Below are 19,035 nucleotides of genomic sequence, written 5' to 3'. Positions count from 1 at the left end.
CGCATACCCTAATGCCGCCCGAGGCTCGGATCAGATCGCGCCGCCGGCCACCCGCCCGGAGAACAGGCAGCCGCCGAGGAAGGTGCCCTCCAGCGCGCGTTCGCCGTGAATACCGCCACCACCGAACCCAGCCGCCTCGCCGACCGCGTACAGCCCGGGCAGCACCTGCCCGTCCGGGCGCAGCACCCGGGTCTCGGTGTCGGTGTGCAGCCCGCCGAGCGTCTTGCGGGTGAGCACGGACAGGCGTACCGCGAGCAATGGACCGTCCTTCGGGGTGGTCAGTGGCCGCGGCGGGCTGACCCGCATCCGCTTGTCCACCACGTAGGTGCGGGCGTGGTTGATCGCCATGAGCTGCGGGTCCTTCCCGAGTCCGCTGCGCACCTGTGCGTCCCGCAGCTCGATCAGGCGGGTCAGGGCATCGGCGCCGATCCTCATCGACCCGGTGAGCGCGTTCATGCCCGCAGCCAGCTCGGCCGGGGTGGCCGCCCAGATGAACTCGGGGGAGTGCTCGGCGAAGGCCGCCACCGGCCCGACGGCGCCCGGCAGTACCCGCTGGGCGAGCAGCCGCACGTCCTTGCCGGTCAGGTCCGGGTTCTGGTCCGAGCCGGAGAGCGCGAACTCGGTCTCCATGATCGCCTTGTTCAGCACGAACCAGGAGTGCGAGTCGCCGCGGCCGGTGATGTGCCGCAGCGCGCCGAGTGCGTCGAAGCCGGGGAACAGCGGCGCCGGCAGCCGGCCGCCGTCGGCGTCCAGCCAGAGCGAGCTCGGGCCCGGCAGGATCCGGATGCCATGCCGGCCCCAGACCGGCGTGTGCATCGGCAGGCCCTCCGGGTAGTGCCACATCCGGTCGGAGTGCACCACCGCGGCGCCCGCGTCCTCCGCGGTGGCGAGCATCCACCCGTCGGTGGCGTCGGGCACGCCCGAGAGCATCTGGTCCGGAAGCCGACCGGCGGAGGCCGGCCAGGCCGCCCGGACCAGGTCGTGGTTCGCGCCGATGCCGCCGCTGGCGACCACGACGGCGTCCGCGGTCAGTTCGACCTCGCCGGTGACCGCGCGCGAACTCGGCTCGCCCCGGTCGACCGTCGACGGCTCGAGCGCCTCGGCCCGCACCCCGGTCACGGCGCCGTCGGTCGTGACGAGGGCGGTGACCCGGTGTCGGAACCGGATCTGAAGGAGCCCGGCGTCCCGGGCCGCCCGCGCCGCCCGCAGGAACGGGGCCAGCACGCCCGGGCCGGTTCCCCAGGTGACGTGGAACCGGGGCACCGTGTTGCCGTGCCCGCCGGCGGGGTAGCCGCCGCGCTCGGCCCACTGCACCAGCGGGAACCAGCGCACGCCCTCGTCGTGCAGCCACGAGCGCATCGGTCCGGACGCGAACTCCACGTAGCGCTGCGCCCATGCGTAGCCCTGTGCGTCCGGACCCTCGCCGCGGTCGGCGCCGGCGGTGAAGTTCGCGGACCCGAGCCAGTCCGAGAACGCCAGCTCGGCGCTGTCGTTCACCCCGAGGCGACGCTGCTCCGGGGAGTCGACCAGGAGCAGCCCGCCGAACGACCAGAAGGCCTGTCCGCCGAGGGAGGCCGCGGGTTCGGAGTCCAGCACGATGACGCGCCGCCCGCGGGCGGTCAGGCGGGTGGCGGTGACGAGGCCGGACAGGCCCGCGCCGATGACGATGACGTCCGTGTCGGTCATGGGCCTCAGCGTAGCCAGGTGGTCCGCCGGTGGTGGCGCTGCCAAGGCCCGACGGCGGTGCCTTGCCCCGGCGGGCCCGCGAGGCTTCTCGCGTGGCGCGGCATCGCTGATCCTTTGGGCGCCGTCCGGCGTGTTGCGTCACTGACCCGTCACGCGAATCAGTGACGCAACGCGGCTGGACCTGGCGGTGCCGTGCGACCGCCTGCGTCACTGACCCGTCACGTGGGTCAGTGGCGCAGCGCTACGCCTGCAGGTAGATCCGCATGCTCAGCTCGGGGACCTCGAGCGTGGTGCCGGCGGGCACGCTCGCCGAGGACGGACGCTCGTCGGGGTGCTCCCAGGCCGAGTCCCAGACCAGTTCGTAGAACTCCGGACCGTCGCTGGAGAGGGTCACGTGGACCGGGTTCGCGGCGCCGTTGATCACGGTCAGGGCGTCGCGCTCGTCGGCCCGTTCGCCGCCGCGCAACATCTGCAGCACCCTGCGGTTCACGTCGTGCCAGCGTTCCAGGGACATGGTCGCGCCGTGCTCGTCGAACCAGGCCAGCGCGGGTCGGGACCGGGACGCGTGCGCGTCGAACGGCCGGAACCGGGCCGGCCGCAGCACGCGGTTGCGCCGGCGCAGGGTGAGCAGGTGCTCGGTGGTGGCCTGCAGGTCCCGCTGCCAGGGCGCCAGGTCCCAGTCGACCCACACGGACTCGTCGTCGTGGCAGTAGGCGTTGTTGTTGCCCTGCTGGGTGCGCCCGAACTCGTCCCCGGCCGTGATCATCGGAGTGCCGGCCGAGACCATCATGGTGCCGAGGATGTTGCGGATGGTGCGCCGCCGGTGCGCCAGGATCTCCGGCTCGTCCGTCTCGCCCTCGACGCCGTGGTTCCACGACCGGTTGTTGTCCGTTCCGTCCCGGTTGTCCTCGCCGTTGATCTCGTTGTGCTTGTGGTCGAAGGAGACCAGGTCCCGCAGCGTGAAGCCGTCGTGGGCGGTGACGAAGTTGAGGCTCGCGATCGGGCCACGCCCGCCCGGCACCGAGGAGTGGGCGAACATGTCCGCCGAACCGGCGAGCCGGGTGGCCAGGTCCCGCAGGTCGTGACCGTACCCACCGTTCACCGCGGCCGCCGCGTCCGAGATCCAGAAGGTCCGGAGTACGTCCCGGTACCGGTCGTTCCACTCCGCGATCGGTGCCGCGAACTGCCCGGTGCGCCACCCGCCGGGGCCGAGGTCCCAGGGCTCGGCGATGAGTTTGCGCCCGCCGAGCACCGGGTCGCAGGCCAGCGCCACCAGGAACGGGTGGTCGGCCAGGAACGTGGTGCCCTTGCGGCCCATCGTGGTGGCGAGGTCGAACCGGAACCCGTCCACGCCCACCTCGGTCACCCAGTACCGCAGCGAGTCGAGGGTCATCCGGACCACGTGCTGGTTGCGGAAGTCGAGCGAGTTGCCGCACCCGGTGACGTCCAGGTACTGACTGTGCCCGGCGCCGTCGTGCAGGTAGTACCCGGCGTTGTCCAGACCGCGCCAGGACAGCAGCGGACCGTCGGTGCCGCCCTCGCAGGTGTGGTTGTAGACGACGTCGAGGATGACCTCGATCCCGGCCTGGTGCAGGAGCTTGACCATGCCCTTGACCTCGGCCAGCACCGCGGCCGGGCCGGCTGCCTGCGCGGCCTGCGTGGCGTAGGACGGTTCCGGTGCGAAGTAGCCGAGCGTGTTGTAGCCCCAGTAGTTGACGACGCCACGCATGGTCAGCGCCGGTTCGGTCACCTTCGCGTGGATCGGGAGGAGTTCGACGGCGGTGATGCCCAGGTCACGCAGGTGCGCCACGGTCGTGGGGTGCGCCAGGCCGGCGTAGGTGCCGCGCAGGTGCTCGGGCACCCCGGGCAGCCGGCGGGTCAGGCCGCGCACGTGCGCCTCGTAGATGACCGTGCGGCCCCAGGGCGTGTCCGGGTGCTGCACCGGCTCGTCGTCGAACGCGTCGTCGACGACCACGCCGTGCGGGACGTGCGCGGCGCTGTCACGGGCGTCCCGCCCGTCCTGCCCCGGGACCGGGCGGAGGTCGTCGTCAACGATGTGCCCGTACACGGCCGGAACCAGGTCGAGCGAGCCGACGACTGCCCGGGCGTAGGGGTCGGTGAGGAGCTTGTGCGGGTTGTGGAACTGGCCGTGCGCCGGGTCCCACGGGCCGTGCACGCGCAGTCCGTACCGCTGGCCCGGGCCGACCTCGGGGATGTGTCCGTGCCAGCGGCCGTGCTCGCCCACGAGCAGCCGGAACCGTCGCTCGGTGGCGTCCGCGCCCTCGCCGTCGAGCAGGCAGAACTCGACGGCGGTCGCCTGCGGAGCATGCACGACCGTGTCCACCCCGCCGGGCACGAGGTGGGTGCCGTACCGGTCCTGGTGCCGCGCGCTCCCGATGACCCGTTCCACACCGATCAGCCGGGGTGCGGCAGTGGTGGGCGGGTCGGTCTCGGTGAACAACATCAGGTGGTCGATCCGTCGGAGGGCGGTCGCGATTGCCAGGGAGGGGCCTCGCAGTGGCAGGCTGTGACTATGCGAATCGTAGTCTGTGTCAAACACGTCCCGGACCTGCAATCCACGCGTGGTTTCACCGCCGAGCGCCGGGTGATTCGTAGCGCCGACGACGGCACCATGAACGAGGTGGACGAGAACGCCGTCGAGGCGGCGCTCGGGCTCGTGGCCGCGGCCGGCGACGGCGAGCACGAGATCATCGCGCTCACCCTCGGCCCGGACGTCGCCGCGGACGCCGTGCGCCGCGCCCTGCAGATGGGCGCTGACCGCGGCATCCGGATCACCGACGACGCGCTGGCGGGTGCGGACTACTTCGGCACCGCCACCGCGCTCGCGGCGGCGATCCGGCGTATCGGCGACGTCGACGTGGTCCTCACCGGAATGGCGGCGCTGGACGGGCTCGGCGCGGTGGTGCCGTCCCTGCTCGCGGCGGCCCTGGACCTGCCGCAGTTGACGGTGGTGCAGGAACTGACCTACGCCGGTGGCGCGCTCACCGCGAGGCGTGAGCTCGACGGCGTCACCGAGACCCTACGTGCCTCACTGCCGGCCGTGGTCGCCGTGACGGACCTCGCGAACACCCCGCGGTTCCCGAAGTTCAAGGACATCATGGCTGCCCGAGCCAAGGAGATCGAGGTGCTCAGCGCCGCCGACCTCGGCCTCGCCGACGCCGCCTCGACCGCGCGCACGGAGGTGGTCCTGGCCGAGCCGCGGCCGCCCCGTCCCGAGCCGGAGATCGTGACCGACTCCGACTCCGGCGCCGGCGGCCGTGCGCTCGCCGACTACCTGATCAGCAACAACCTCATCTGAGAGTGGTGACCCCCGTGACCGAGACCGCTGTCCGGACCGTCCTCGTGCTGGTCGAGAACACGGCCGACGCCGCCCTCCGCTCACCCGCGCTGGAGGCACTCACGCTCGCCCGCACCCTGGGCGACGTGGTCGCACTGACCCTGTCCGAGCCGAGCCGGCCGGCGCTGGACCAGCTCGCCGAGGCCGGCGTCGACCGGGTGCTGCAGGCGGACCTGGGCGACGCCCCACGCGAGATCCCCGTGGTGGCGGCCGCCGCCGTGGCCGCCGCCGCCGAGCACGTGCGGGCCGGACTGGTGCTGCTGACGTCGTCGTTCGCGAACAAGGAGATCGCCGCGCACACGGCGTGGCGCACCGGCGCCGGCCTGCTCATCGACGTGACGTCGCTCGCCGACGACGGCGGCCGGCTGGTCGGCGGCAAGCGGGTGTTCGCCGGCACCTGGGACACCGAGTGCGCGGTCACCACGGACCTAGCTGTGGCGACCCTGCGCCCGAACGCGCTCGCGGCGGAACCCGCCGACGCACCGGGCGCGGCCGCCGTGGAACGGCTGCCCGTGGCCGCCGCGGCGCCGGCGGGCCTGGAACTCCTCGACCGGGTGGTGCACGAGGTGTCCGCGGACGCGAGCGGCGTGGTCCGACCGGCGCTCGCCGAGGCAGCCGTCGTCGTCGCCGGCGGCCGGGGCACCGCGGGTGACTTCGGACCCGTCGAGGACCTGGCCGACGCCCTCGGCGCCGCGATCGGGACCACCCGGGACGCCGTCGACGAGGGTTGGATCGGGCACGACGCGCAGGTGGGCCAGACCGGCGTCACCATCGCCCCGCGCGTCTACATCGGCGCCGGTATCTCCGGTGCGCCGCACCACCACGGCGGCATGCAGGCCGCCCGCACGATCATCGCGGTGAACACCGACTCCGAGGCGCCGCTCGTGGAGATCAGCGACTTCGCGGTGATCGGGGACCTGCACGAGATCCTGCCCGCCGCTGCCGCCGCGATCCGCGAGCAGCGCGCCGCTGCCGCGGACTCATGAGCCGGACTCGGCTCGCCTGGTCCGACCTGCCCGACGGCGTCCGCTCGCTGGTCATCGAGCACACCGGCGAGGTGGTCACCGCGCACAGCCACGAGGGCGGCTACAGCCCCGGCATGGCGGCCACGCTGGTCACGGCCGACGGCGGGCGGGCGTTCGTGAAGGCGGTCGCCACGAGCTTCCACGAGCGCAGCGCCGAGCTGTACCGGCAGGAGGCGGCGGTTGCCGCCATCCTGCCGCCGGACGTGCCGGCACCCCGGCTGCGCTGGACCCTCGACGACGGCGACTGGATCGCCCTCGGCTATGACGCCGCTGAGGGGCCCGGCCCGGTGACGCCGTGGCAGCCGGACGAGCTGCGCGAGGCGCTGGAGCTGATCGCCACGCTCGGTCGGGTGAGCGCCCCGCGGGTGGATCTGATCACTCCGCTGAACGAGGCGGACACGTTCGGGGAGTGGCATCTGCTGCTGGCGTCGGGCGAGGCGCTGACCGGCTGGGATCCCTGGGTGGCGGCCAACCTCGAGCTCCTTGCCACCGCCGCGGACGGCTGGCGCGAGGCGGTGGCCGGTGACGCCCTGGTGCACGGCGACCTGCGCGCGGACAACATGGTCCGGTCCGGCGGCCGGCTGCTCGCCGTCGACTGGCCCTACGCCGCCTCGGGCGCCGCGTGGGTGGACCTGGTGCTGATGCTGCCGAGCGTCGGGCTGGAGGGTGGCGGCGAACCCGAGGAGCTCTGGCGGGCACACCCGCTCAGCCGCGGGGCCGACCCGGACGCGGTGACCGCGCTGGTCGCGGCCGTGACCGGGTTCTTCGTGCACGGTTCCCTGCAGCAGCCGCCACCGGGGATCCCCCACCTGCGCGCGTTCCAGCGCGCCCAGGGGGAGATCGCCCTCGCGTGGCTCAGGGAGCGGCTGCGCTGAGTTCTGCTCCGCGGATGACCTCGATCAGTGAGGTCCAGTTGTCGGCGCCGTGGCCTGCGCGGATGGCTCGCCGGTAGAGCGAGGCCACCGCGTCGGGCAGCCCGAGGTCCAGGCCGGCGGCGGCCGAGGTGGCCGCGATGTGATCGGCGGTGGCGCCCATCATGGTGGTCGTACTGAGCTCGCCCGGATGGGAGCGCGCGTCCAACGCGGCCCCGAGCGCGTCACCGTCCTCGATCATGGCGGGGATGCCGGCGAGTGTCTCCAACGCCTGCGGTACGAACTCGGTGGCGCTGACGCCGCCGCTGCCGGCGAGCGCGGTCGCGTGCAGGAGGCCGGCCAACGCCGTCAGGAAGACGTCCAGCTGCGCCTGGTAGAGGAGTTGGGCGAGCCCTGGGTCCTCGCCGAGATACCGCGGTTCACCGATCACGGCCAGCGCGGCGGAGTGTGCCTCGAAGTCGGGGTGGGGTCCGCTGTAGTAGACGTAGGCGCCTTCGGTGCCGATGGTCGGCGGGGGCGTCATCACGCCGCCGGTCAGGAACCGGGCGCCGTGGGTGCGTGCCCAGTCCGCGGCGTCGCGGGTGCGCGCCGGGGTGTCCGAACTGAGGTTCACGAGCAGTCGTCCGCGCAGCGCGTCGGTGTGGCCGCCGAGGATGTCGTACATCGCCTGGTAGTCGGTGAGGCTGAGGATCACCAGCTCACTGCTCCCGACGGCGGAGCCCGGGTCGGGCGCGAGGTTCGCCCCTGCCGTGACGAGGGTCTGCGCGCGCGACGCGGTCCTGTTCCAGACGGTGACCGGATGACCGGCCGCGAGCAGGGCCTGGCCCATGGCCTGGCCCATCGGGCCGAGGCCGAGGATCGTCACTGGGGTCGGTGTGGTCTGCGCGGTCATCGGTGGCTCCTGGAGGTGGTGTCGGTGATGCTCTCGTAGATCCGGGCGAAGCCCTCGGTGCCGAAGCCGGCATCGCGCTGGCGGGTGATCAGGTTCTGGACCATCTGCACGGCCTCGGTGCTGACGCCCGCCTCGGCGCTTGCCCGGACGATGTGAGACAGGTCGGAGAAGTCGAGGCTCTGCTGGCCCGGCGCGGCGTAGGACCGGGCGTCCACGGTCTCGGCGAGCCCTCCGAGACCTCCGGTCATGGCGGCCAGGAACGGTGCGGCCCGGCCGGCGAACTCCACGGCGCCGACGCCGGCGGAGGCCACCATGGCGGCGCCGTGCAGGAACCCGGCGAACATCACGTACATCCCGGAGAGGATCGCGAGATCCTCCAGGGAGGCACGGCCGGCGTCGGGGCCGAGATAGGTGCTCGCCCCCCAGTGTGCCAACAGGTCCTGGCGGCGCCCGAACACCTCGGGCGATCCGCTGTACAGGATCTCGGAACCCGCGTGCCCGATCATCTCCGGGACGGACATGATGCCGCCGTCGAGATGGTGGATCCCGTGGGTCTCGGACCAGGCGGCGAGCTCGCGGGCCTGTTCCGGGGTGGTGGTCGTGAGGTTGACGAGGTCGGTGCCGGCGAGGTGCGTGGCGATCGGGTCGAGCGTCTGGTGCACGGAGGCGTGATCGAACAGGCAGACGATCACCACGTCGGCGGCGGAGACCGCCTCGGCGGGGGAGGTCGCCTCGATCGCGCCGGCGGCGCGCAGGGTGTCAGCCCGGCCGTGGGTCCGGTTCCAGACGGTGGTCGGGTGCCCGGCGGCGAGCAGCGTGCCGGCCAGCACGGCGCCCATCGCCCCGAGTCCGAGGACGCTCACCCGCGGGTGCGCCGGGGAGCCGAGGGTGGTGGAGGAGTTGGACGCCGAGGTGACCGGCGTTGCGGGCATGGTCGGGGAGTGGGGTGGCGGGGCCGTTGTGGGAGTCATCTCGTCGAGACTGCGTCGGCCGCGCACCCACGCACAAGTACCCACTTCAAAGTGGGATACTCACCGGATGGTAAGCATCGAGGTCACAGCCCCGACGAGCCCTGCCGAGGCGGTGTCGTCCGGCCCGCGGCAGGGGCCCTACATCTGCGGCATCGACGCCGCCATGGATGTGATCACCGGCAAGTGGAAGTCACTGATCCTGTGGGAGCTCGACCACGGCACCCGTAGGTTCTCCGCGCTCAGACGTGGCCTGCCCGGGGTCAGCGAGAAGATGCTCGTCCAGCACCTGCGGGAGATGGAGGTGGACGGGCTGGTGCATCGCGAGGTGTTCCGGGAGGTCCCGCCGCGCGTGGAGTACTCCCTGACCGAGGCCGGCGCAGCGCTGAACGCCGCTCTCGCACCGCTGGGTGCGTGGGGGACGGACCGGATCAAGCGGATCGGTGCGCCGATGGTCGCCCCGCACACGACTCCCTAGTCCACCGCGAGTTCCACCCGGACGAAGGGTTCCGTGCCCCCAGGCGAGTCGAGGGAGTCAGGCCGGGGGTGCCTCGTCGCCGTGGGCGAGCAGGAGGGTGCGCAGTAGGCCCGCCAGCTGCTCGCGTTCGGCCGCGTCGAGGGCGGCGAGCAGACGCTCCTCGTTCGCGACGTGATCGGCCAGCGCGGCGTCCAGCACGGTGCGCCCCTTCGGCGTGAGCGTGACCAGGATGGCGCGTCGATTGGCCTCGTCCACGTCGCGGCGCACCAGATCCTTGGCGACCAGACGGTCGAGGCGGTTGGTGATCGCCCCGGAGGTCCGCATCGCCGCACGGGCCAGCGCCACCGCGGTCAGGCCGGTGCCCTCCGGGTCCGCTCGCCGCAGGGTGGCCAGCAGATCGAACTCGCCAGGCTGCAGACCGTGCGCATCGAAGATCTCCTGCAGGCTGCCTTCGAGCAGCCGGGTCAATCGGGACAGGCGCCCGATCACGCCCATGGCGGAGACGTCGAGATCGGGCCGGACCACGCCCCACTGCTGCAGGCGGGCATCCACGGCGTCTTCCACGGCGACTCCTTGATGTTGAACTGTTTGACGTTGAATTGTTTGACGAACCGACTCCGTTCATCCTACAGTGCTTCACGTTGAATAGTTCAACGTTAAGGAGTTTGAGATGCGACGCCTCTCCGTGACGATGGCCACGGCCCTCGCCCCACTCGTCTGGGGCACGACCTACCTGGTGACGACCCAGTTCCTGCCACCGGATGCGCCACTCTTCGCCGCCCTGATGCGCGCTCTGCCCGCGGGCCTGCTGGCCGTGGCGCTCTCCCGCGCGCTGCCCCGAGGCTCCTGGTGGTGGCGGGCGGCGGTGCTCGGCGTCCTGAACATCGGGGCGTTCTTCCCGCTGCTGTTCGTGGCTGCCTATCGGTTGCCGGGCGGCCTCGCGGCCACCCTCGGCGCCGGTCAGCCGTTGATCGTGGCCGTGCTCGCGGTGGTCCTGCTGGGCCAGGCGTGGTCGGCCTGGCGGCTCGGCTGGGGAGTCGTCGGGGTGCTCGGCGTGGCGCTGGTGGTGCTGCGCGGTGACGCGGTGCCGGATCTGCTCGGGGTCGTGGCCGGGCTCGCCGGGGCCGCGTCGATGGGGCTCGGCGTCACGCTGACGAAGCGTTGGGGCAGGCCGGCCGGGGCGCTCGCGTTCGCCGGCTGGCAACTCACCGCCGGCGGGCTGTTCCTGCTCCCGCTGACGCTGATCGTGGAGGGCGTGCCCGCGGGCATCGACGCGCCGGCCGTGGCGGGCTACGCCTGGCTGGGGCTGGTGGGCGGGCTGCTCGCGTACGCGCTGTGGTTCACCGGGATCGGGCGGATCCCGGTGACGTCGGCCGCGATGCTCGCGCTGCTCTCCCCGGTCGTTGCCGCGGCGCTGGGTGCGCTGGTCCTGGGGGAGCGGTTCGAACCTGCGCAGCTCCTCGGGTTCGCACTGGCGCTCAGCGCGATCGTGGCCGGGCAGCTGCGGACCGGCGCCGCGGCGCCGCCATCGGCGTCCGAGCAGCAGAACGTCCCGACGGCGGCCCGGGCGGTCGAGCCCTTGGCTACGGCAGGTGCCTCCGTGGCCGCCCTCGCGCATCCCGGAACGGAGCTCGTCACGCTCGGAGTCGGCATCGATCGGTCCGCTGAGGCCGGCCCGGCGCGGGTGCGCCGATGAGGATCGCCGTACTCGGTGCCACCGGGGCCGTCGGGTCCCGGGTGGTGGTGGAGTCGCTGGAACGCGGCCACCGGATCAGTGCGTTCGCGCGCTCCCGAGCTCGCCGTGGCGAGCTGCCGCCGGGCCGGCCGGTGCGACTGCTCGACGTCGCCGACGAAGTGGCCCTGCGGGCCGCCCTGCGTGGTCAGGACGCGGTGGTGAGTGCGATCCGGCCGACGACGGGCCAGGAGCACACGGTCCGGCACGCGACCGAGACGCTGCTGCGAGCCGCGAGCCACGCCGGGACCCGGCTGCTGATCGTCGGGGGCGCCGGTCCGCTGCTGGTACCGGGTGGTGCCGGGCGGCTCGCGATCGATGACGAACGTTACGTCCCCCGGCAGTGGCGCACCATCGCCGCGGCCAGCGTCGCCCAGCTCGCCGCGTGCCGCGACCACTCAGGATCGTGGACCTACCTCGGACCGCCCGCGAACCTCGGACCCGGGGAGCGGACCGGCCGCTACCGCCTGGGTGAGGGCGGCCAGCTGGTGGTGGCCCCGGACGGCTCGTCGGGACTGTCCATGGAGGACCTGGCCGTGGCCGCGCTTGACGAGCTGGAGCGGCCCGAGGCGCGCGGGGGCGTCGTCACGGTCGGATCCTGACGCGACCGCTCGGCCGCGCCAAGGCGAGGTGCCCGACCGGCGGACGCGACGCCGTCGGGCGCCTCGGCACACGAGGGGTCAGCCGTCCTCGCCCACCTGCGCGCGCTCCGCCTCGGTGTAGCCGTGCGCGGCGCGCGCGGCGGGTGCCGGCATGCCCGCGGCCATGGCGGCGCGCACTCCGGCGACCTTCTTGCTCGTCATGCGCATCGCCGCGTCGACCTTGGTCGAGGAGTAGGTGACGGCCAGGCCGGGGTCCACGCCCAGCCCGGTGCCGACCTCGATCGCGTCCTGGTTGGCGCCCATGTACAGGAACTGCCAGCCGTAGCGGTCGGTCTGCTCGCCGATCATCGCCTTGATCTGGGTGCGGCTGAACTCCTTCGAGGCGTTCTCGAGGCCGTCGGTCATGATGCCGACGATCACGGTGCCCGGACGCTCCGCCTCGGGCAGGGCCGCGAGCCGGGCGCCGGTGGCGTTGATCAGGCGTCCGATGGCGTCGAGCATGGCGGTGCTTCCGCGCGGGACGAGGTCGAGCGAGGGCACGTCGGTGATCGGCCGATCCGCGTAGACCTCCTGGTACTCGTTGTCGAACTGGGACAGGGAGACCGTGCACCGGCCCGGCTCGCCGCGCTGCTCCGCGATGAACGCGTCGAAGCCGCCGACGGTGTCGGACTTGATGGACTGCATCGAGCCGGAACGGTCGAGCAGGAATGCGATGTGGGTGAAGTTCTGGGTCGGTCATGGCGGTTCCCTTCGTCGGTGGGGTGGTACCGGTGGCAGGTGTCGGGTGGTCGCGGTCGGCGCCGGTGGTGCCGCGGGCCGGGTGTGGCTCAGTCGGGGCGGCGGGGTCGGAACCGCATGGGCTCGCGTTCGGCCTCGGGGGCGGGGGAGTAGTCGCCGCGCTCCACGTCGTACCGGGCGCGCTCGACGCCGCGGGCGGAGACCCGCCCGCTGGCGTCGCGGTAGGAGGCGAGAGCGGCCGTGCGGCCGAGACGGGGCGGAACCGCGTTCTCGGACAAGCCGGCCATCGCGCCGGCCGCACGTAGTGAGGTGCCCTCCTCGAGGACGGCCATCGCCATCGCCTCGTCGACGGCGTCGGCCAGATGCCCGACGGCGGCGCGCAGGTGGGGCAGCGAGCCGGCGGCCGACGAGGGGTCGCACGCGTCGAGCTCGGCGCGTGCCTGCTCGAGTGCGGTGTGCAGGCGGTTCTCGGTGGACACGGCGGCCTCCGGTCGGTGGTGGATGGTGCTGACGCCGTCCATTGTGCCGCAGTTACTGCGGATACGCAACATGTGCGTCCACGCTACTCAAGCGGATCCGTGGTTGAGGTGGTGTGACATCGGGACCGAGGAAATGGCAACGCGACCGGGTGGAATTGCTGCTGCAATCGTCCACCGGACCACCGACAATGGGCGGATGCCGCTCGCACCCACAGTCCCTGACGCGGAGGACTTCCGCGCCCTCGCGCGGTCCTCGCCGTGGCGCTGGCGCATCGTCCGGTTCACGGCCGAGTGGACCGGTCCCTACGCCGGCGCGGCGGTCCGCGCATGGATCGAGCGCCCGAACCGGATCCGTGTCGAGACCCTGGGCGGCCGGGAGGTCCTCGACGAGAGGCAGGACGTCGGGTCGTCCACCGGCTTCGTGATCGCGTTCGACGCCGAGGCTCTCGCGCAGGAACCCGAACTCGCCGATCCCGCCTACCGGTCGAGGACCGCCGGGGACCGGTATCGCGATGTGCAGGCCAGACGCCTCGCCGAGACGCTTGTCGACGACGCCGGCCTGGTTCGCCGGCGCACCACGAACAGAGACGACCACGACGCGCCGATGTACCAGAACTACCACTGGGTCGCGATGCTCGACCCGATCGAGCTCACTGACGGGAGCGAGTACTGGCACGACCCGGAGGACCCGGACGGCCCTGGCGCCGGCGGAGTGGACGGCGTCGTTCCGGGCACCGTGATCGACGAGGTCCGGACCGTCGACCACGAGGGCCGCCCCGCCTGGGAGGCCGTGCTCCGCACCACCGCCGCCTACGACCCGCGGTGCTCCTGTTGCGCCCTGCTCCCGAACGAGGCGACCGATATCGCCGACAACTGGCGCAACCGCGAGGGTGACTACGCCGACGCCTTCCGGGTCCGTCTCGACGTCGACACCGGGATCTGCGTGTTCACCGAGGAGGTCGGCGGCGAGCGCGCCGGCGCCGGGCACAGCGTCCGGCTCGAATCGGTCGGTCGGACCTGGGGTCCGGAAGATCCGCCGTGGCGGACTGGTTGAGACGGACGTGACCACCGATCTGACCCGCGAGCTGACCGGTATCGACGTGCCGCAGACGGCGACCGGCCGACCCCCGACCGAGGCGACGTCGGCACACGCCGAGCCCTCGCCGTCGACCGTCGTCGCAGTGGCGTCGACGGCGACAGTGCCACCGGCCGCGGACGTCGTCGTGATCGGCGCCGGCCAGGCCGGCCTGTCCGCCGCGTACCACCTGCGCCGGCGGGGCCTGGGCCCCGCGACGGCCACGCCGACCACCGGCGGCGACCGGCCGCCGTCGGGCACGTTCGTGGTGCTCGACGGCGAGGCGGGGCCGGGCGGCGCCTGGCGGCACCGGTGGCGCACGCTGCGGATGGCCACGGTGAACAAGGTGCACGACCTGCCCGGGCGAGAGCTGCCCGAGGTGGACCCGTGCGCGCCCTCGCGCGAGGTGGTGCCCTCCTACTATGGGGACTACGAGCGTGACTTCGAGCTGCCGATCCTGCGGCCGGTGCACGTGCACCGGGTCACCCGCGCCGACGACGACGCGCGCGGCCGGCTGCTCGTGGCGACCGACCGTGGCGAGGTGTCCGCCCGGGCCGTGATCAACGCGACCGGGACCTGGACGAAGCCGTTCTGGCCGATCTACCCCGGCCAGGAGACGTTCCGGGGCCGCCAGCTCCACACCGCCGACTACGTGAGCGCCGACGAGTTCGCCGGCCGACACGTGATCGTCGTCGGGGGCGGCATCTCGGCGGTGCAACTGCTCGAAGAGATCTCCCATGTCGCCGACACCACCTGGGTGACCCGCCGGGAGCCGGTCTGGCGCGACGACGAGTTCGATCCCGACGCGGGCCGCCGGGCCGTCGCCCTCGTCGAGGAGCGGGTCCGAGCGGGCCTGCCGCCGCGCAGCGTAGTCAGCGTGACCGGCCTGATCCGGACCCCGATCCTGGCCGCCGCCGCGGAGCGCGGCGTGATGGACCGCAGGCCCATGTTCGCCGAGATCACCCCGACCGGGGTGCGCTGGGCGGACGGCACCGAGCAGCGTGCCGACGCCATCCTCTGGGCCACCGGGTTCCGCTCCCAGCTGGACCACCTGGTGCCGCTGCGCCTGCGCGGCCACGGCGGCGGCATCGAGATGTCCGGTACCCAGGTGGCCGCCGAACCGCGCCTGCATCTGGTCGGCTACGGCCCGTCGGCGTCCACGATCGGGGCGAACCGGGCCGGGCGCGAGGCGGTCAGCGGCGCAATGGCGTTCCTCGGCGGCTGAGGCCGCTCAGCCCTCGGGGAGCTCGAGCAGCGCGAACCCGTTGTAGCTGAACGAGACGGGCCGCCCGTCGACGAGGCGGATGTCGCCGTTGGTGTTCCGGGACCAGACCACCTCCCCGGTGTCGAGGTCCAGGCCGATCGAGATGAAGCCGGTTACGATCGCGACGTCGTCGACGACAACGACGTCGGTGATGGAGTTCATGTTCCGGATCTCCGCGATCCAGCGCGTCGACCCGCCGTCCTCGCTCAGTGACACGAGCTCGGTCTCGGTGTTGAAGAAGGGGAACTGCGCGGTGCCGGAGAGGTTCGTGGACTGCGGCAGCGGATACTCGAGCAGGGGATCGCCCACGCCGCCGCGGTCCCAGTCGGTGGCCCGCAGCATGCCCGGGGTGCCGGTGTTCACCAGCGCCGGGGCCGGCAGGAACGCCGTCCCCTCCAGGCCGACCTCCTCGGAGTGCCACAGCTGCGTGCCGTCGGCCGCGAAGCGGGTGGTCCCGAGGCCCGAGTCGCACGCGAAGGTGTCCGCGACCACGGCGAGCTCGTGGCACCGATGGGGGGTCAGGGCACCGGTCACCGGGTCGATGTGGAGCGTCACCGAGGAAGCCCACAGCAGCGTGTTCGCACCCACGTCCCGCCAGATCGGCAGGTTCGGGACCACCCGGGTCCGGGCGGCGGAGTCGTCCTCGCGGAACAGGTCCTCGGTGTCCGGCAGGTGGGCCAGGTCGCGGGACCAGGTGAGCGTCCCGTCGGTGACGGAGAGCAGACTGAGCGTGGTGAACCGGTCGATGTGGGCCTCCGTGAACACGAGCAGCCCTGCCGCGCTCAGGTGCACGTTCCACGGCCGGTCGATGTCCACCGGGTGGGTCGCGACGATCGCGCCGTCGGCCATCGAGAAGATGGTCATCGCCCACCCGTCGCCGTCGGCGCGGCCCAGGCAGACGAGTTCCTGGGCGTCCGTGAGCCGTTCGGAGCACAGACCACCGGGCAGCGGCGCGTCCCAGAGCAGGTCACCGGTCTCCGGATCGAACGCGACCACGTCCGCGGCCGTGACGTCGGCGCCGTCGGGGAGGCTGACGGTGGCGTCGTCGACGAGTGCGGCCCAGGCGCCGTCGCCGGGGATCAGGTACGGGGCGCGGTACTCGAACCAGTCGCCGGTGTTCATCGGCAGGAACTCCCCGGCCCCGGGCAGGAGCGCGTCAGCGGTCACCTGCCAGCGGGTGTCGAACGGCTCCGCGTCGCCCTCGATGTTCGGTCGGCTGTCGAAGATCCCGGTCGGGCCCCCGACGAGCCGGAACACGATGAGCAGGGCGATCCCGATCACGCCGACGGCCGACGCCACCGCGATGTAGCGGCGGGTGCGGCGCTGGTTCCGCCTGTGAACGGATGGGTGGATGCGCTCGGTGCGGGGCGGCATCCGGACCACGACCGGTTCGGTGGCTGCTGGCGTGGCCGGCCGGGCGGGCGTGCCGCCGGCGGGTGGTGCGACCCGGGTGACCTCGATCCGCTTCGGCTCGATCCGGCCCAGCACCACCCGGGTGTCCTCTGCGGGGCCACTGGTCACCGTCGAGGGGTCGACGCCGGTGGAGCCTGCCGCGACCCAGGGCGCGCTGGTCGACGGCGGATCGACCGTGACGGCGTCGGACGCGGTTGAGGAGGGGTCGGTGAGACCGACGTAGGGGTTCGCGGGCGTGTTGTAGTTCGGCGGCTGGTAGCCGGACGTGCCGTACGCGGGTGGCGTGTAGTCCGTGGTCCGGTACGACGGCGTGTAGCCGGTGGTGCCGGAGGACGGTGTGTAGCCGGTGCTGCCGGAGGGGTCCCCGGTCGCCGAGGGAGTGGCCGCGTCGTCTGCGTCAGCGTCGGAACCCGCCGGGCTCTCCCCGAAGCGGGCACCGCCCTGGAACCGGGCGCTGCCGCGGAACTCGTCGTCGCCGTCGTCGGTCTGGCTCATGGCAGCTCCAACAGTGCGATGCCCTCGAACCCGATCGTCGCGACCCGGTCGCCGACCACCTGCCGGTAGATCCCGGTGTCCACCCGCTGCGTCCAGAGTTCGTCGCCGGTGACCGGATCGAACCCGACCTGTTCGAAGCCGTCGAGGACGAGCAGGTCCCCGACAACGTACACGTCACCGATGTAGCCGCCGTCCTCGGGCTCCCAGGTCCAGGCGAGCGTGTCCGAGTCCGGGGTCAGCGCGATCATGGACGCGCCGCCGGCCACGACCAGGTACTCGGGGCTGCCGGAGCTGCTGAGCGGGCTGACGCCGGGCGCGAAACCACCCGACGACGGCGCCAGGGTCGCCACGGTGTGAGTCACGGTGCCTGTGTCCCAGTCGACGCCGACGATGGCGTAGTTCGACTCGTCATAGGCGACCGGCCGGCCCGGTGAGATGTCCGACGCGTGCGTCAGGGTCAGGCCGGGAAGTGTCCACACAACCTTGCCGTCGAGGTCGTGTCGGGTGATGCCGGCGTCGGTGGCGCAGTAGTAGGCCGACCCGGCCACGGTGGCGCGGCGGCACTCGTGGGCGAACACGGTCCCGGTGGCGGGGTCGATGATCGCGGCGCCCGGCGTCGACCACAGCATGATCAGACCGCCGTCGAGCTGACGCCAGCGCGGCCGCTCCAGCGTCGACTCGGCGTCGTCGGAGTCCGAGTTGCCCAGGTCACTGGCCAGGAAGTCGCTGAACAGCGCCTCGCCGCCGGGGATGTCGGCGAGGTCCACGCTCCAGGCGGTGGCGCCCTCCCGAGTGAGCAGGCTGATCCGGGCGTGCGGGGCCTGGGGCTCGTTGTCCCCGACCACGATCAGGCCGGCGGCGGTGTGGTGCACGGTCGCGGCGCTGGTCAGGTCGGTGGCCCAGGAGAGCCGGACCTGCCCGGTGGCCGCGTCGATCACGTGGCCCTGCCAGGCGCCGCCGTCACGGCTGACGCACATGATGACGCCGTCGAGTTCGGCGTCGCCGCAGAGGACCCCGGGCAGATCGTGCTGCCAGAGTGGCGCCCCGGTGGCCGGGTCGAGGCCGACGACCGCGAACGGTGCGCTACCGGCGTCCTCGAGCGTCACGATCCACGCGTTCTCGCCGCCGATGAAGGACGGACCGGTGAACGCGCCGTCCACGCCGATGCCGAGTTGGGTGTCGGCGCTGACGCCGGGGGAGAGGTCCTGCGGCGTAGCCAGCCAGGTCTCGGTCAGGTGGTCCGTGGTCGCCGGCGGTCCGGGCGTGGGTACCGAACCGCTCGTCCGGCCGACCGCCACGACGAAGACGACGATCAGGCCGACGATGAGCACTGTGACGGCGCCGACGATCACGGCGGCGACGAGGCAGCCCGTGCGTCCGGCGCCGCGTGCGCTCGGTGGGGCATAGCCGCCCGCCTGCAGGTACGGCGAGCCGTACGCGGCGGCGGGGTCGATGCCGTAGGGGGACGGGTTCGCGCCGCCGGGCCTGCCGGCCGTGGGTTGGTCCCACGGCGCCGGCCCGCCACCGAACGGATCGGAGGAGGCATCACCGGACGGCGCCGCCCCCGAGCCACCGGACCGGTCGGACGCGGCGCCCGCGAACGGGTCCGGGGCCGAGGCGCCGTACGGCGAGGGTGCGCCGCCGTAGTTCTCGCCGACGCCGTAGTCCGGCTGGGCAGCCGAGTCCGATCCGGCGCCCGAGGAGGTCTCCCTGCCTGGCTCGTTCGTCTCGCTCACGCTGCCCCCCCGCTTGTCGATCCCGCCGCCCTCGGTGCTCGGGCACGTGCCCCAGAGCGTAGGTGCTTGCGCGGACAGCGCCGCACCGGAGTCGCGTGCAGAACTGCCCATCGCACCCGGCCCGGCGCCGTCGAGCGCGGTGGCCGACCGGGCCGGGACCGGCTGGGAGTTCTGCTCCCGGGCGCGGTCCGCGACCGTGTGCACGCACCCCGCGGAAGCGTC

Annotated in this window: 17 protein-coding genes; 8 read left to right on the top strand and 9 right to left on the bottom strand. The window is 72.9% G+C overall.

Going from position 1 to position 19,035, the window contains the following annotated elements:
• Positions 1-30: 30 nt before the first annotated feature.
• Both KCQ71_RS25475 and glgX read right to left on the bottom strand, forming a co-directional pair.
• A complete protein-coding gene (locus KCQ71_RS25475; protein WP_223411503.1) occupies positions 31-1,686 on the bottom strand; it encodes an FAD-binding dehydrogenase in 1,656 nt (551 codons plus the stop codon).
• Positions 1,687-1,927: 241 nt separating this feature from the next.
• Entirely contained in the window at positions 1,928-4,150 is a 2,223-nt protein-coding gene (gene glgX / locus KCQ71_RS25470) for a glycogen debranching protein GlgX (protein ID WP_223411502.1), read from the bottom strand.
• A 69-nt stretch (positions 4,151-4,219) separates the two neighbouring features.
• On the opposite strand from glgX, the gene KCQ71_RS25465 reads away from it, so the two are divergent.
• The 3 genes from KCQ71_RS25465 to KCQ71_RS25455 are packed head-to-tail and all read left to right on the top strand — an operon-like array spanning position 4,220 to position 6,944.
• Positions 4,220-5,005 carry an electron transfer flavoprotein subunit beta/FixA family protein gene (locus tag KCQ71_RS25465; protein ID WP_223411501.1) on the top strand — a complete coding sequence of 262 codons (786 nt, stop codon included), beginning with the start codon at positions 4,220-4,222 and terminating at the stop codon, positions 5,003-5,005.
• Positions 5,006-5,019: 14 nt separating this feature from the next.
• Positions 5,020-6,030, top strand: a complete 1,011-nt coding sequence (locus KCQ71_RS25460; RefSeq protein WP_223411500.1) for an electron transfer flavoprotein subunit alpha/FixB family protein — start codon at positions 5,020-5,022, stop codon at positions 6,028-6,030.
• Positions 6,027-6,944 (top strand): phosphotransferase family protein, encoded by a 918-nt coding sequence (locus tag KCQ71_RS25455; protein WP_223411499.1) that lies wholly within the window; start codon positions 6,027-6,029, stop codon positions 6,942-6,944. Before KCQ71_RS25460 ends, KCQ71_RS25455 begins: the two co-directional genes overlap by 4 nt.
• On the opposite strand, the gene KCQ71_RS25450 is transcribed toward KCQ71_RS25455, so the two are convergent.
• Both KCQ71_RS25450 and KCQ71_RS25445 read right to left on the bottom strand, forming a co-directional pair.
• Positions 6,925-7,833 (bottom strand): NAD(P)-dependent oxidoreductase, encoded by a 909-nt coding sequence (locus tag KCQ71_RS25450; protein ID WP_223411498.1) that lies wholly within the window; start codon positions 7,831-7,833, stop codon positions 6,925-6,927. The genes KCQ71_RS25455 and KCQ71_RS25450 overlap by 20 nt on opposite strands.
• Complete coding sequence (locus KCQ71_RS25445) at positions 7,830-8,804, bottom strand: NAD(P)-dependent oxidoreductase (protein ID WP_223411497.1); 975 nt, start codon at positions 8,802-8,804, stop codon at positions 7,830-7,832. Before KCQ71_RS25445 ends, KCQ71_RS25450 begins: the two co-directional genes overlap by 4 nt.
• Positions 8,805-8,871: 67 nt before the next feature.
• Here KCQ71_RS25445 and KCQ71_RS25440 point away from each other — a divergent pair, with 67 nt between their 5' ends.
• Entirely contained in the window at positions 8,872-9,279 is a 408-nt protein-coding gene (locus tag KCQ71_RS25440) for a winged helix-turn-helix transcriptional regulator (protein WP_223411496.1), read from the top strand.
• 57 nt (positions 9,280-9,336) lie between these two features.
• Here KCQ71_RS25440 and KCQ71_RS25435 read toward each other — a convergent pair whose 3' ends face one another.
• Positions 9,337-9,843: a MarR family winged helix-turn-helix transcriptional regulator gene (locus KCQ71_RS25435; protein ID WP_223411495.1), complete on the bottom strand. Its 507-nt coding sequence runs from the start codon at positions 9,841-9,843 to the stop codon at positions 9,337-9,339.
• A 106-nt stretch (positions 9,844-9,949) separates the two neighbouring features.
• On the opposite strand from KCQ71_RS25435, the gene KCQ71_RS25430 reads away from it, so the two are divergent.
• Positions 9,950-10,975, top strand: a complete 1,026-nt coding sequence (locus tag KCQ71_RS25430) for an EamA family transporter (protein WP_223411494.1) — start codon at positions 9,950-9,952, stop codon at positions 10,973-10,975.
• A complete protein-coding gene (locus KCQ71_RS25425; RefSeq protein WP_223411493.1) occupies positions 10,972-11,613 on the top strand; it encodes an NAD(P)-dependent oxidoreductase in 642 nt (213 codons plus the stop codon). Before KCQ71_RS25430 ends, KCQ71_RS25425 begins: the two co-directional genes overlap by 4 nt.
• A 78-nt stretch (positions 11,614-11,691) precedes the next feature.
• Here the strand turns inward: KCQ71_RS25425 and KCQ71_RS25420 are convergent, their stop codons facing one another.
• On the bottom strand, positions 11,692-12,297 hold the full coding sequence (locus tag KCQ71_RS25420; protein ID WP_223411492.1) for a VWA domain-containing protein: 606 nt from the start codon (positions 12,295-12,297) through the stop codon (positions 11,692-11,694).
• 143 nt (positions 12,298-12,440) lie between these two features.
• Entirely contained in the window at positions 12,441-12,830 is a 390-nt protein-coding gene (locus KCQ71_RS25415; RefSeq protein ID WP_223411491.1) for a hypothetical protein, read from the bottom strand.
• Positions 12,831-13,026: 196 nt separating this feature from the next.
• Here KCQ71_RS25415 and KCQ71_RS25410 point away from each other — a divergent pair, with 196 nt between their 5' ends.
• Positions 13,027-13,884, top strand: a complete 858-nt coding sequence (locus KCQ71_RS25410; RefSeq protein WP_223411490.1) for a hypothetical protein — start codon at positions 13,027-13,029, stop codon at positions 13,882-13,884.
• Positions 13,885-14,011: 127 nt separating this feature from the next.
• A complete protein-coding gene (locus tag KCQ71_RS25405) occupies positions 14,012-15,130 on the top strand; it encodes an NAD(P)-binding domain-containing protein (protein ID WP_372454126.1) in 1,119 nt (372 codons plus the stop codon).
• Between the two features lie 6 nt (positions 15,131-15,136).
• On the opposite strand, the gene KCQ71_RS25400 is transcribed toward KCQ71_RS25405, so the two are convergent.
• Entirely contained in the window at positions 15,137-17,077 is a 1,941-nt protein-coding gene (locus KCQ71_RS25400; RefSeq protein WP_223411489.1) for an outer membrane protein assembly factor BamB family protein, read from the bottom strand.
• Complete coding sequence (locus tag KCQ71_RS25395; protein WP_223411488.1) at positions 17,074-19,017, bottom strand: outer membrane protein assembly factor BamB family protein; 1,944 nt, start codon at positions 19,015-19,017, stop codon at positions 17,074-17,076. Before KCQ71_RS25395 ends, KCQ71_RS25400 begins: the two co-directional genes overlap by 4 nt.
• Positions 19,018-19,035: the final 18 nt, after the last annotated feature.

This window comes from Occultella gossypii (assembly GCF_019947135.1).
Lineage (GTDB): Bacteria > Actinomycetota > Actinomycetes > Actinomycetales > Beutenbergiaceae > Occultella > Occultella gossypii.
The sequence above is the reverse complement of the archived record's forward strand: the minus strand, read 5'-3'. Positions and strand labels throughout refer to the sequence as shown.

Excerpts from the sequence above, each read along its gene's own strand:
- KCQ71_RS25445 (WP_223411497.1), bottom strand. The coding sequence starts at position 8,804 with ATGACTCCCACAACGGCCCCGCCACCCCACTCCCCGACCATGCCCGCA.
- KCQ71_RS25455 (WP_223411499.1), top strand. The coding sequence starts at position 6,027 with ATGAGCCGGACTCGGCTCGCCTGGTCCGACCTGCCCGACGGCGTCCGC.
- KCQ71_RS25450 (WP_223411498.1), bottom strand. The coding sequence starts at position 7,833 with ATGACCGCGCAGACCACACCGACCCCAGTGACGATCCTCGGCCTCGGC.
- KCQ71_RS25440 (WP_223411496.1), top strand. The coding sequence starts at position 8,872 with ATGGTAAGCATCGAGGTCACAGCCCCGACGAGCCCTGCCGAGGCGGTG.
- KCQ71_RS25475 (WP_223411503.1), bottom strand. The coding sequence starts at position 1,686 with ATGACCGACACGGACGTCATCGTCATCGGCGCGGGCCTGTCCGGCCTC.
- KCQ71_RS25420 (WP_223411492.1), bottom strand. The coding sequence starts at position 12,297 with ATGCAGTCCATCAAGTCCGACACCGTCGGCGGCTTCGACGCGTTCATC.
- glgX (WP_223411502.1), bottom strand. The coding sequence starts at position 4,150 with ATGTTGTTCACCGAGACCGACCCGCCCACCACTGCCGCACCCCGGCTG.
- KCQ71_RS25465 (WP_223411501.1), top strand. The coding sequence starts at position 4,220 with ATGCGAATCGTAGTCTGTGTCAAACACGTCCCGGACCTGCAATCCACG.
- KCQ71_RS25400 (WP_223411489.1), bottom strand. The coding sequence starts at position 17,077 with ATGAGCCAGACCGACGACGGCGACGACGAGTTCCGCGGCAGCGCCCGG.
- KCQ71_RS25425 (WP_223411493.1), top strand. The coding sequence starts at position 10,972 with ATGAGGATCGCCGTACTCGGTGCCACCGGGGCCGTCGGGTCCCGGGTG.
- KCQ71_RS25410 (WP_223411490.1), top strand. The coding sequence starts at position 13,027 with ATGCCGCTCGCACCCACAGTCCCTGACGCGGAGGACTTCCGCGCCCTC.
- KCQ71_RS25430 (WP_223411494.1), top strand. The coding sequence starts at position 9,950 with ATGCGACGCCTCTCCGTGACGATGGCCACGGCCCTCGCCCCACTCGTC.